This is a genomic window from Bifidobacterium sp. 7101, from assembly GCF_000499285.1.
Lineage (GTDB): Bacteria > Actinomycetota > Actinomycetes > Actinomycetales > Bifidobacteriaceae > Bombiscardovia > Bombiscardovia apis_A.
Genome location: NZ_AWUN01000005.1, coordinates 165,159 through 177,090 on the forward strand (window position 1 = coordinate 165,159; position 11,932 = coordinate 177,090).

Annotated in this window: 12 protein-coding genes; all 12 read right to left on the bottom strand. The window is 62.4% G+C overall.

Features of this window, described 5'->3' with window-relative positions; genetic code table 11:
• Positions 1-35 precede the first annotated feature (35 nt).
• Positions 36-449, bottom strand: coding sequence for a phosphoribosyl-AMP cyclohydrolase (gene hisI, locus P272_RS0107355; RefSeq protein WP_029678896.1), 414 nt, complete (start codon positions 447-449; stop codon positions 36-38).
• A 139-nt stretch (positions 450-588) separates the two neighbouring features.
• Positions 589-1,365: an imidazole glycerol phosphate synthase subunit HisF gene (gene hisF / locus P272_RS0107360; RefSeq protein ID WP_029678897.1), complete on the bottom strand. Its 777-nt coding sequence runs from the start codon at positions 1,363-1,365 to the stop codon at positions 589-591.
• A 113-nt stretch (positions 1,366-1,478) separates the two neighbouring features.
• Positions 1,479-2,666 (bottom strand): 23S rRNA (adenine(2503)-C(2))-methyltransferase RlmN, encoded by a 1,188-nt coding sequence (rlmN, locus tag P272_RS0107365; RefSeq protein ID WP_029678898.1) that lies wholly within the window; start codon positions 2,664-2,666, stop codon positions 1,479-1,481.
• A 36-nt stretch (positions 2,667-2,702) separates the two neighbouring features.
• Entirely contained in the window at positions 2,703-3,692 is a 990-nt protein-coding gene (locus P272_RS0107370) for a phosphatidate cytidylyltransferase (RefSeq protein WP_029678899.1), read from the bottom strand.
• Positions 3,693-3,717: 25 nt separating this feature from the next.
• Positions 3,718-4,272: a ribosome recycling factor gene (gene frr / locus P272_RS0107375; RefSeq protein WP_029678900.1), complete on the bottom strand. Its 555-nt coding sequence runs from the start codon at positions 4,270-4,272 to the stop codon at positions 3,718-3,720.
• 114 nt (positions 4,273-4,386) lie between these two features.
• Positions 4,387-5,142, bottom strand: a complete 756-nt coding sequence (pyrH, locus tag P272_RS0107380) for a UMP kinase (RefSeq protein WP_029678901.1) — start codon at positions 5,140-5,142, stop codon at positions 4,387-4,389.
• A gap of 207 nt (positions 5,143-5,349) precedes the next feature.
• Positions 5,350-6,201, bottom strand: coding sequence for a translation elongation factor Ts (tsf, locus tag P272_RS0107385; protein WP_029678902.1), 852 nt, complete (start codon positions 6,199-6,201; stop codon positions 5,350-5,352).
• 27 nt (positions 6,202-6,228) lie between these two features.
• Positions 6,229-7,092: a 30S ribosomal protein S2 gene (gene rpsB, locus P272_RS0107390; RefSeq protein ID WP_029678904.1), complete on the bottom strand. Its 864-nt coding sequence runs from the start codon at positions 7,090-7,092 to the stop codon at positions 6,229-6,231.
• Between the two features lie 225 nt (positions 7,093-7,317).
• The gene (locus P272_RS0107395; RefSeq protein ID WP_015021747.1) at positions 7,318-7,800 is read right to left on the bottom strand and encodes a peptide deformylase; all 483 of its coding nucleotides are present in this window, start codon (positions 7,798-7,800) and stop codon (positions 7,318-7,320) included.
• Positions 7,801-7,803: 3 nt separating this feature from the next.
• Positions 7,804-9,795, bottom strand: a complete 1,992-nt coding sequence (locus tag P272_RS0107400) for an AMP-dependent synthetase/ligase (RefSeq protein ID WP_044097892.1) — start codon at positions 9,793-9,795, stop codon at positions 7,804-7,806.
• 38 nt (positions 9,796-9,833) lie between these two features.
• Complete coding sequence (locus P272_RS0107405; protein ID WP_029678906.1) at positions 9,834-10,388, bottom strand: hypothetical protein; 555 nt, start codon at positions 10,386-10,388, stop codon at positions 9,834-9,836.
• A gap of 199 nt (positions 10,389-10,587) precedes the next feature.
• Positions 10,588-11,712 carry a GuaB3 family IMP dehydrogenase-related protein gene (locus P272_RS0107410; protein WP_029678907.1) on the bottom strand — a complete coding sequence of 375 codons (1,125 nt, stop codon included), beginning with the start codon at positions 11,710-11,712 and terminating at the stop codon, positions 10,588-10,590.
• Positions 11,713-11,932: the final 220 nt, after the last annotated feature.

Sequence of the window (11,932 nt, forward strand, 5' to 3'; positions counted from 1 at the left end):
TCCCTGCCACAACCTTAGCGTCTTTCTGCACAGGATTACCCTTCATCGCTCTGCATTTGTGCCTGTGTACGGTTGCCTTGCACCGCTGGCAAGGGTCCTCCGGCTTCAAAACACGACCTGTGTCCGGTGTGGCAGGCCGCCCCCACCTGGTCTACTTCGATAAGCAGCGCATCCCCATCGCAGTCAATGCTGACTCCCTTGACGTATTGGACATGCCCGGAGGTGTCTCCCTTACGCCAGTATTCCTGTCTGGAGCGTGACCAGAAGGTGACCCTACCCGTGGTCAGCGTTCGTCTTAAGGCCTCCTCATCCATGTACCCGACCATGAGGACCTGACGGCTGTCATACTGCTGGACCACAGCTGCCACAAGTCCCTTGGCATCCTTCTTGAGCCTGGCCGCTATGCTCGGATCCAAACGTGCTTCCTCGTTCTTCGAAAACTGTGACATTGATCCTCATTCTCCTGATTTGTCCGACTTAACTTTGTCGCTTGATTGTTTAAGGTACGGGTATGGTTTTCCGATGGCTGCCAACCGGGCCTGCAAAAGCCATGCACCACGTAGTGCCGGAATTATCTACGGGATTGGTTCAGGCCTGCCATCGAACCGGATACCCGGCCGCATGGAGCGCCTGCTTGACGTCCTTGATGGACACCTGGCCGAAATGGAAGACGGAAGCAGCCAGGACAGCATCGGCCCCGGCCTTGACCGCAGGAGGAAAATCAGCGGCCTTGCCTGCGCCGCCGCTGGCGATGAGCGGAAGGGATACGGCCTTGCGCACGTCGGCGATCATCTCAAGATCGAATCCTTGACGGGTGCCGTCCGCATCCATGGAATTTAGGAGAATCTCGCCGGCTCCGAGCACCTGGGCCTGCTTGACCCAGTCGATGGCATCGATGCCGGTGGACTGATGACCGCCCATAGTGGTCACCTCATATCCCGATGTAATGCCCTGTGCATCGGATCGGCGGGCATCGACCGAGAGCACCAGCACCTGGCGACCGAACCGCTGGGCGATGTCGCCGATGACCTGCGGATTGGCGATGGCTGCCGTGTTGATCCCGACCTTGTCTGCCCCGGATCTCAGGAGAGTGTCGACATCCTGCGGGGTGCGCACACCTCCGCCGACGGTCAGCGGAATGAAAATCTGGTCGGCAGTGCTCTTGACCAGGTCAACCATGGTGGCCCGCCCGCTGCCCGAAGCGGTCACATCCAGAAAAGTCAGTTCGTCGGCTCCCTGTTGGTAGTATGCGGAAGCCAGTTCGACCGGGTCACCCGCATCGCGCAGATTCTTGAAGTGGACGCCTTTGACCACACGGCCCTGGTCGACATCAAGGCAGGGAATGACACGAACCGCTACAGTCATGCGACCTGCCTTCCTGCCTGAACCGAATTGTTTGAGTCACGACCTTAGCTTCTGCGGTGTCTGAAGACCATGGCATGTCCACACTATGGCATGGCCACATTGCAAATGCTGAATCAGGCCTGAAGCTTGACGGCCTTGGCTGCCAGCTGTCCGCAGGCGCCGTCGATGTCCGATCCGCGGGTGTCCCTCATGGTTGCAGTGATGCCGGCCTTGTGAAGAATGTCCAGGAAGCGCTGCTCATCCTCGGGCTTGGAAGCCGTCCAGCGGGATCCCTCAATCGGATTCAAAGGTATGGGATTGACGTGCGCCCAGTCGTCCCCGTAGTGGTTGAGGCGCTTGGCAAGGAGGTGGGCATGCTCGGCCTGATCGTTGATACCGCGCATCAGGGCATACTCGATGCTGACCCGTCTGCCGCTGGCCAGGTAGTAGTCGTGGGCCGCATCCAGGACCTGCGTGGTGCTGAAGCGGCGGTTCATGGGAACCAGCTCGTCGCGCAGCTTGTCGCTGGGAGCATGGAGGGAGACGGCCAGACGGACCGGGATTCCCTCCTTGGTCAGCTTGCGGATGCCGGGGACCACGCCGACCGTGGAGACGGTGATATTCCTGGCAGAGATGCCGAATCCCTTGGGCGGTAGGGCGCTGATCTGCCTGACGGCGGACAGGACAGCCCGGTAGTTGCCCATGGGCTCGCCCATCCCCATGAAGACGATGTTGCTCAGGCGACCTGGACCTCCGGCGACCTGTCCGGATCTCATCATCCGGGAGGCGGCCCTGACCTGTTCCAGAATCTCACCGGTCGACATGTTCCGGGTCAATCCAAGCTGACCTGTGGCGCAGAAGGGGCAGCCCATGCCGCAGCCGACCTGGCTTGAGATGCAGAGGGTGGCCCTGGAGGGGTAGCGCATGAGCACGGACTCGATCCGGGACCCATCGAAGAGCTTCCAGAGGGTCTTGATGGTGGTTCCCTGATCCGCCTTCTGAACGGTGACCGGGGTGATCAGTTCAGGGAAGAAGCGGTGTGCGGCTGCTTGGCGGCTGGCTGCGGGAAAGTCCGTGAAGTTATCCGGGCTGGTGGACAGGTGATTGAAGTAATGGTTGGCCAGCTGCGAGACACGGAACTTCGGCAGGCCCAGTTGAGCGCAGACCTCCTGGCGCTCCTTCTGGTCCATGTCAGTAAAGTGGCGCGGCGGCTTGCCTCGTCGGGCATGGTCGGCCGCCAGAACGTCCCTGAAGGCGCCTTCCTTGCCCCCGGGGGTGATGCCGGTCTCAGGCTCGGCACCGGTCAATTCGACATCTGTCATACCCCTACCTCATCCTGTATCAGCAATCAATTCCGGTCACAGGCCTGTGACCAAAAGGACCAGTGTGATGAATGGTGCGGACATGAGGATGGAATCCACCCTGTCCAGCACCCCGCCGTGACCTTTGAGCAGGTGGCCCATGTCCTTGATCCCCAGGTCGCGCTTGATCAAGGATGCACTCAGGTCCCCGAGTGTGCCTGTGGCTCCGACCATGACGCCCATGAGCAGGGCAACCCACCAGATCCGTCCCCAATCCGCCACGGGGTAGGTAGCCGCAAAGATGACCAGGGCACCGACCAGGCAGCAGAGCATGGAGCCTGCAAGCCCCTCCAGCGACTTGCCGGGCGAGATGCGGGGTGAGATCTTGTGCTTGCCGAAGAGCGAGCCGAAGAGAAGTCCGCCGATGTCGCTTAAGGCGGGCAGGAAAATCACCATGAAGGCATGTGCGGCAGGATGCCCGCCGAAGGTGGTGGGCAGGGTTATCAGGCAGGCCAGGAGGGTGATGTAGACAACGGTCAGGAGGGTGACGCCGACATTGGCCAGGCTGCTTGACCGGCTCTCCCCTTCTGCGGTGCCGTAGGAGGCATCGGCCATGGTCTGCGCGTCCTTGCCAGAGAGCTTGGCGCTCACCGCCTTGACCAGCCGACCACCCAGGCGATGGTTGCGGGTGGCCGCAAGAGCCCCGACCAGGGCAGTGACCAGAACTCCGGCGGTCATGACCACCGCATGGTCCGGTGCATAGAAGGAGGCCAGCATGGTGGCCGCCGAGCAGATCCAGAGCTCCACCACCGGTATATGCAGACCCGCCGTGGCAAAGTCCACCCTGAGCTCCCAGAGCCCCAGGGTCATGAAAATCACGATCAGGTAGATGAATGCGTCGATGCGCACCAGGATGCATGCCAGGATGATGACCACCAGAAGCGCACCAGTGGCCACCGCCTGCGGCATGTTTCGCCCGGTCCGCTTGTTCAGGGTTGCAACGGCATCCTGACCGGCCTTCTCTACGGAGCTTTCCTTAGTACTCATGAAGTGTGGACCCTCCCCGGGCGGATCAGACCTCGAGGATCTCCTTCTCCTTGGCATCCAGGAGCTGGTCGATCATGTCGTTCTTCTGCTTGGTGACGGTCTCCAGCTCCTTCTGCAGCCGGTTGCCCTCATCCTCACCCAGGTCGCCATCCTTGACCTTGGCCTCCAGCTCCTCCTTGACCTTGCGCCGGATGTTGCGGACAGCCACCTTGCCCTCCTCGGCCTTGTTCTTGGCCAGCTTGACGTAGTCCCGGCGACGCTCCTCGGTCAGCTCGGGCATGGTGACCCTGATGACGTTGCCGTCACGGCTGGGGTTGACGCCCAGGTCCGAGTCGCGGATGGCCTTCTCGACTGCACCTGCCTGGGAGGGGTCGAAGGGGGTGACAGCCAGGGTGCGAGGCTCCGGGACGCCGATGGACGCCAGCGACTTGATGGGCGTGGGAGTGCCGTAGTACTCAACCATGATGTCGTTGAGGAAGGAGGGGTTGGCTCGCCCGGTCCTGATCCCCGAGAAGTTCTCCTTGGTTGCCTCGATGCTCTTGTCCATCTGCCTTCCGGCCTGGTCCACCACTGTGGTCATCATCTGCTCCTTGCTGTATGGACCATCCGCCTGTGCGCGCGAGGTCCGTCATTCTTATACTCTACGGCCATGGGGCCACAGGGGCCAAGCGGCGCGGGGTGTGCCCTCAACCGGTCACAGGGTACGATCAGGACCGCCATGGACCAGGGTGCCCAGACGCTGGCCCTTGAGCGCTCCGGTCACGTTGCCTTCACCTTCCAGTCCGAAGACTCGGATGGGCATGTCGTTGTCACGGGCCATGGACAGGGCTGCCGCGTCCATAACGGCCAGATTGTCCACCAGGGCCCGCTGGTAGCTCAGATTGGTGAACATGCGCGCAGAAGCCTGCTTGTGCGGATCAGCCGTATACACGCCGTCCACACCGTTCTTGCCCATCAGAACCTCGACGCAATGAATCTCCAAGGCCCGTTGGATGGAGACGGTATCAGTTGAGAAATAAGGCATACCGGATCCGGCGCCGAAGATGACCACGCGCCCCTTCTCCAGGTGACGTATGGCCTTGAGCGGGATGTAGGGCTCGGCCACCTGGCCCATGGTGATGGCTGTCTGCACCCTGGTGGCCTGACCATCCTGCTCCAGGAAGTCCTGCAGGGCCAGGCAGTTCATGACCGTGCCCAGCATACCCATGTAATCGCCGCGCGAGCGTTCGATTCCGGCCTGGCTGAGCTCCGCACCGCGGAAGAAGTTGCCGCCACCCACCACGATGGCCACCTGAACGCCGCTCTGCACCGCCTGGACGATCTCCTTGGCCACCCGCTTGACCACCTGCACGTCGATACCGACTTCGCCTCCCCCGAAGGCCTCTCCGGAGAGCTTGAGCAGCACACGACGAGGCGATGCTGGGGTTTGCGCTGAATCGGATCCGGTCATAAAAGCCCTTTCTCCAAACATGATGACAGGCGGAATACGCCGCTAACCAGGGTATCGAGGCTGGACGACAACCCCCCCACCCGAGAGGCCCAGGACAAAAGTAGGGGAGCGACCACGAAAGCCACTCCCCTACCATCAATGCCGGTCGCCTGCCCATCCTTTAGACAGGATCAGGCGAGATGACCCAAGACATTTCCGTGCTGCTTACTACTCCTCGTCGCCCTTGCCGACCTCGAGCCGGGCGAAGGCCAGGGCCTTGCCGCCAGCCTGCTTGAAGAGGTCGCCAATGGTCTTGGAGGTGTCCTTGACGTACTGCTGCTCCAGCAGGACGGTCTCCTTGAAGAAGGCGTTCAGACGCCCCTCGACGATCTTGGGAATGATCTTCTCGGGCTTGCCTTCGGCCTGGGACTTCTCGGTGGCCACGCGACGCTCGGACTCCACCACGTCGGCCGGCACATCCTCCCGGCTGAGCCACTTGGGGCTCATGGCGGAGATCTGCAGGGCCACCTCATGGGCGACCTGGGCACCGGCCTCATCAGTGGCGATCATGGCCACGATGGAGGGGGGCATCTCCACGGACTTGCGGTGGGCGTAAATCTCCACACGGGGACCTTCGACCCGGGCCACCTGGCCGACCTTGACGTGCTCGTGGAAGAGCGCGCCGGCCTCCTCAACGGTCTCCTTGACGGTGCCGGACTTGGATGGAGCGGCATCGACCTGCTCGGCGTTGGAGGCATCAGCCTTGGCCACGTCGTCGATGACCTCCTGGCCGAACTCGATGAACTGAGGGGTCTTGGCCACGAAGTCGGTCTCGGAGTTGAGCTCGACGGCGTAGCCGATCTGGCCCTGTCCACCCTCGACGACGGTGGAGGCGATCAGGCCCTCCTGAGCCTTGCGGCCCTCACGGGCGCCTGCGGCCTGGATGCCGGTGGCGCGGATGATCTCCTTGGCGCGAGCCATGTCGCCCTCGGCCTCGGTCAGGGCCTTCTTGACGTCCATCATGCCGGCGCCGGTCTGATCACGTAGCTCCTTGATCAGTGCAGCGGTGATTTTTGCCATGAAACTCTCCTATCTAGACGTCAGATTTCAGGCGGCCTGATCGGCAGCGGGGGTCTCCTGCTGCTGCTCTTGCGCAGGCTGCTCGGCCTGGGCAGTCTCCTGCGCCTGCTCCTGCGGCTGTCCGTCCTTGTTCTCCAGCAGGTTCTTCTCCCACTCGGCCATGGGCTGGTCGGAGGCCTCCTCGGTCTTGGCGGCCTTGCCGGAGCGCTCCAGCAGACCGTCGGCCACGGCATCGGCCATGAGCCGGGTCAGCAGCTCGACGCCGCGAATGGCATCGTCGTTGGCGGGAATGGGGTAGGTGACGAGCTCAGGATCCGTGTTGGTGTCCACCAGGGCCACGACCGGGATGCCCAGCTTGTTGGCCTCGGAGACCGCCAGGGCCTCCTTGTTGATGTCGACCACGAACAGGGCCGAAGGGGTACGGCTCATGTTGCGGATGCCGCCCAGCTGACGCTCCAGCTTGTCCTTCTCGCGCCGCAGGAGCAGCAGCTCCTTCTTGGTCAGCCCCGAGCCATGCACGTCGTCGAAGTCCATCTCCTCCAGCTCCTTCAAGCGGCCGACCCGCTTGGTCACAGTCTGGAAGTTGGTCAGCATGCCGCCCAGCCAGCGCTCGGAGACGTAGGGCATGTTCACCCGGGTGGCCTGTGCCTTGATGGCCTCCTGGGCCTGCTTCTTGGTCCCCACGAAGAGCACGGTGCCGTTGTGGGCCACGGTCTGCTTGATGAAGTCATAGGCCTGGTCGATCAGACCGAGCGACTTGAAGAGGTTGATGATGTGGATGCCGTTGCGCTCCATCAGGATGTACTGCTTCATCTTGGGGTTCCAACGACGGGTCTGATGTCCGAAGTGGACGCCGGCCTTCAGCATTTCGCTCATGGTGATCTGTGCCATGTCCGTACCTTTCATTGTCGGTTATTGCCTGGCCATGTGCACCTGCGTGCAACTCCGAGGAGCCGACCGACACAGGACGTCGCGGACATGGCGCGAATTTGCGGCGTGTGTTCGGGAATACTCTTGGTGCGCCTGCCCACCCGTGACAGCGGACCTACGCAATGACACGCCGAAGTACAATAATACCCGAGGCCAATGACCTCGGGTATCGTGTTCGCCCTCTGCCTACCTGGCTGATCTCAACTGCTGCATGGCCTTGCGGCGGACGTCGCTCTCCAGCCGATCCACGTAGACATGGCCGTCCAGATGATCGCACTCGTGCTGGATCATCCGCCCCATGATGCCATGGCCTTCGAGGGTCACCGTCTTGCCGTCCAAATCGATGCCGTGGGCCCGAGCGTAGTCGGCCCGCCTGGTCGGATACCAGAGGTTGGGCAGGGACAGGCATCCCTCTTCGCCATACTGCTCGCCGGAGGTCTTGTCGATGACCGGATTGATGATGTAGCCTACCTTGCCGCCGATGTTATACGAGAAGACGCGCAGGCCCACGCCGATCTGGTTGGCCGACAGGCCTGCCCTGCCCGGGTCGTCGACAGTGTCCACCAGGTCACGCACCAGACTGCGCACAGCCGGGGTGATGCTGGTCACAGGATCGCAAGGTGTGCGCAAAACCGGATCGGGAACCACTCTGATTGTACGAATCGCCACTGCCTACTCCTCGTCGTTCCGACCGTCGCTGCCGTCGCGGCCGTCCTTCTCGTCCTCTGGGGCTGCTTCCCCCTCCGGACGGCCATCACGCTTGCGTCCGGTCATGCTGGCCAGGGAATCGCTCATGGTGGTCCGTGCCCTGCTGACGATGTCGTTCTCCTTGGCGGCGGGCTTGGCCGGCGTCCTGGGCGCGTAGAGGACCTTGTCCACAAGTTCGGCGTACTGGCGGAGCACCTCGGGGCGCACCACCTTCAGGCTGGGGGTCAGGGTGCCGTCCTCCTGGCTGAAGTCCTTGTCCAGCACCAGGAACTTGCGCACCGACTCGGCCCGCGAGACGTTGCAGTTGGCCTTGTCCACATACTGCTGGATGAAGGCATGGATGGCATCGTTGTGGCTGGCCTGTTCCATGCTCATGTCAGCGTCCAGGCCCTGGGATGTCAGCCAGGACTTCAGCATGCCGGCATCCAAGGTGACCAGGGCACCCACGAAGGGCCTGCCGTCGCCCACGACCACGGCCTGGGAGACAATCGGGCAGGTGCTGATGACATCCTCCAAAGGCGCCGGGCTGACGTTCTTACCGCCGGCGGTGATGATGACATCCTTCTTACGGCCCGTGATGAAGACGAAGCCCTGGTCGTCGATCTGGGCCAGATCGCCGGTGTGCAGCCAGCCGTCCTTGTCGAGCACAGTGGAATCCAGCTCGGGCTGGTGGTAGTAGCCCATGAAGACGCTGGGGCCCTTGACCAGAAGCTCGTCGTCGTCGCTCAGCCTGACCGTGATGCCCGAGCCTGGACGGCCGACCGACCCCACCTCATTGGCATCCTCGAAGTTGACGATACAGGGGGCCGCCGTCTCGGTCATCCCGTAGCCCTGGATGAAGGTGATTCCGTCGATTCCGTTGAAGAAGTGGGCCAGGTCGGCGTTCATGGGCGCCCCGCCGCAGGCCAGGTAGCTCAGGTTGGAGCCCAGGGCGGACTCGATCGTGTTGCCGACGGTCTTGGTATAGAAGGCGTGGGCCAGGCGGGTCAGCGGCGAGTGGCCGCGCCCTTCCTGCTCGTCCTTGGACCACTTGATGAAGTGCCTGGTGGCCTTGGCGAAGACCTTGCCGGCCAGACCTGTGCCGGCCTTCTGCGAGGCGGCGTTGTAGACCTTCTCGAAGACACGCGGCACACCCAACAGATAGGTGGGCCGGAAGGTGCGCAGGTCGGTCAGCAGGTGCTTGGCGTTGGAGACGTATCCGACCACGCCCTGGGCGCCGATGGCCACGTACTGGATGTAACGGGCGAAGCAGTGTGCCAGGGGCAGGAAAAGCATCAGACGGGAGGGGGCTGCCAGCATGTGGTAGAGCACGTCCCAGCCCACGAAGACGATGTGGACGAAGTTCCGGTTGGAGAGCATGGCGCCCTTGGGCTCACCGGTTGAGCCCGAGGTGTAGACGATGGTGGCCAGATCGTCGGCCTTGACCTGGGCGATGGCCTGGTCCAGGCGCTCGTCGTCGATCCCTTGGCCGAATTCACTGACTGCATTCAGGCCACCGGCTTCGAAGTTGAAGACATACTTGAGTTTTGGCGAGGACCCACGAACCTGCTCCAGAATCTGCGCATGCTCCGAGTCGCCGGCAAAGGCCAGAACGCAGTCCACGTCCTGAACGATCTTATGGGCCTGGCTGGGCGAGTCGGTCTCGTAGATGGGCACCGAAACCGCTCCGATGGCGGCGCAGGCGAAGTCCGTAACCCCCCAGTCATAACTGGTGGAGGCGTAGATGACCACGGTACTGCCCTTTTCCACGCCCAGGGCCATCATGCCCTTGGCCACGGCGCGAACCCGTGCAGACATCTGCCCGGCTTTGACATCGTGCCAGTTTCTGGTCATGGGATCCTGCCACTGGGCAACCAGCTCCTCAGGGTCGCGGGCGGTGCGTTTTGCCAGGAGTGAATAGATGGTGTCCTTGTCCGTCGTCGGGTGTTGAAGCTCGACCGTATATTCACGCAACATACCCACCATCATATGGGTCAACCCGCCAAAGCCGCCGCCTAGCCCATGTCGAAGCGCACACATAGCCAGCGCGAGCCGCTTCTGGCGACTATCAGGTTGGTCAGCACCGTGCGCTCGCCGACCAGGAATCCGATGGTGGTTTCGTACCGGTCGCGGTCAACGCGGTAGAGCTCGACCAGTTTAGGAATGAGTGGCAGGTAGGCCAGGCCGACATGATCCGACGTGGGGACCATGCCCAAATGCCGATCACGCATCAGCTGGGCCAGCATAGCCAGCCGTTCCATGCAGACGTGGTTGAGCACACGATCCAGGCTCTTCATCGGCAGACGGCCCCGCAACACATCGAAGACCTTGGATGCCAGTGCACACAGGTTGACGAGAATGCGCTTCAGATCCGCCGTAAGACCCTCATGCCCGGCAGCATCTGTCGGCCGCACGAAGTTGACGGTTCGCACTGTCAGATTGATGTCACCAAGTCCCAGCGGCACCTGAGCACAGGTAGACGGCCACCAGCAGCCAAACTCCTGTCCCAGCGAATCCTCAATTGCCTGATCCCCATCCCAGGTCGGCGCCAGATCCATATACTCCGTCATACTTTTCTCCTCGCACTTCTATGTGCTTGTTCCCCCTCTCATGCCGGCGGGGTGCACTGGGCGACCGACGCAACGACAGCGATTACGTCCAGAGTATGAATGCGCTCAGGCATTGTAAAGGCCGGTTCAGGAATGTGGTCAACCTGAACCGGCCTTGATACGGATTGTGGATAAATAGGCTTTGAATGCCCTGTCCTGCTTAGCAGCGGGAAGCCGGAGTCACTGCTACACGGCACTTCTGGAAGTTCTTGACATCCACGTAACCGGTGGAGGCCATGGCCCGGCGCAGTGCTCCGATCAGGTTCAGGCTGCCATCGGTACGATCGCTGGGTCCGAAGAGTATGCGCTCCAGGCTCCCCACCTGGCCGACCTGGACCCTGCGACCCCTAGGCAGATCAGGATGATGGGCCTCGGCCCCCCAGTGCATGCCCTGGCCGGGAGCCTCCGTAGCCTTGGCCAGTGGCGTGCCCAGCATGACCGCGTCGGCCCCCATGGCCAAGGCCTTGACGAAGGACCCCGAGGTGCCGGTCTCCCCGTCGGCTATGACCTGAACATAGCGGCCACCGGACTCGTCCAGGTAGTCGCGACGCGCTTCGGCCACATCCGAGATGGCCGTGGCCATAGGTGCCTGAATTCCAATGGTGGCAGAGTCAGTTGAGGAGGCTCCCCCGCCGAACCCGACCAGCACCCCGGCGGCACCCGTGCGCATCAAATGCAGGGCGGCCTGGTAGGTGGCGGCCCCGCCGACGATGACCGGAACATCCAGGTCGTAGATGAACTTCTTCAAATCCAAGGGCTCATGGCTGGTGGAGACATGCTCGGCCGAGACCGCCGTGCCGCGGATCACGAAGAGATCCACGCCTGCGTCGACCACTGTGGTGTAGAACTCCTGGGTGCGCTGGGGCGACAGGGCACCGGCCACCGTGACCCCGGCCTTGCGAATCTCCTGCAGACGGCGGGTGATCAGCTCCGCCTTGACCGGCTCCCGGTAGGCTTCCTGAATGACCCCGGTCGCCTGCTCCGGCGAAGCATGGGCTATACGGTCCAGCTGTGGACGCGGATCCTCGTATCGGGTCCACAGTCCCTCCAGGTCCAGCACACCCAGTCCGCCCATCCGTCCCAGGGCTATGGCCGTCTCCGGGCTGGTGACCGAATCCATGGGCGCTGCCAGCAGGGGCAGGTCGAACTCGTAGGCATCCACCTGCCAGGCCGTGGAAACATCCTGGGGATCCCTGGTCCTTCGTGATGGGAGTATGGAGACATCATCGAGCGTGTAGGCCATCGTGGCCTTCTTGCCGAGACCGATTTCGATTTCCTGTGTCATGTCTGCCAGCCTAGCGCCTCATGATGACGCTCCAGCGTGCTACGAACGGGTTACGAGCAGGGGAACAGAGAGTAACAAACTTGGGATAGAACTGTTCGCGAGCGCAACTGCGGCACCGGGAGCAGGATACGGCCCCCGACCCGCCCACTGTTAGGAGGCCGCCATGGAGAAGATCGCCGTGAAGGGACGCATCGTCGAGCTCGACGGTGACGAGATGACC

What these genes read in the sequence shown, in the direction of transcription:
- hisI (WP_029678896.1), bottom strand. Translation starts at nt 449, where the DNA reads ATGTCACAGTTTTCGAAGAACGAGGAAGCACGTTTGGATCCGAGCATA.
- hisF (WP_029678897.1), bottom strand. Translation starts at nt 1,365, where the DNA reads ATGACTGTAGCGGTTCGTGTCATTCCCTGCCTTGATGTCGACCAGGGC.
- rlmN (WP_029678898.1), bottom strand. Translation starts at nt 2,666, where the DNA reads ATGACAGATGTCGAATTGACCGGTGCCGAGCCTGAGACCGGCATCACC.
- P272_RS0107370 (WP_029678899.1), bottom strand. Translation starts at nt 3,692, where the DNA reads ATGAGTACTAAGGAAAGCTCCGTAGAGAAGGCCGGTCAGGATGCCGTT.
- frr (WP_029678900.1), bottom strand. Translation starts at nt 4,272, where the DNA reads ATGACCACAGTGGTGGACCAGGCCGGAAGGCAGATGGACAAGAGCATC.
- pyrH (WP_029678901.1), bottom strand. Translation starts at nt 5,142, where the DNA reads ATGACCGGATCCGATTCAGCGCAAACCCCAGCATCGCCTCGTCGTGTG.
- tsf (WP_029678902.1), bottom strand. Translation starts at nt 6,201, where the DNA reads ATGGCAAAAATCACCGCTGCACTGATCAAGGAGCTACGTGATCAGACC.
- rpsB (WP_029678904.1), bottom strand. Translation starts at nt 7,092, where the DNA reads ATGGCACAGATCACCATGAGCGAAATGCTGAAGGCCGGCGTCCACTTC.
- P272_RS0107400 (WP_044097892.1), bottom strand. Translation starts at nt 9,795, where the DNA reads ATGTTGCGTGAATATACGGTCGAGCTTCAACACCCGACGACGGACAAG.
- P272_RS0107405 (WP_029678906.1), bottom strand. Translation starts at nt 10,388, where the DNA reads ATGACGGAGTATATGGATCTGGCGCCGACCTGGGATGGGGATCAGGCA.
- P272_RS0107410 (WP_029678907.1), bottom strand. Translation starts at nt 11,712, where the DNA reads ATGACACAGGAAATCGAAATCGGTCTCGGCAAGAAGGCCACGATGGCC.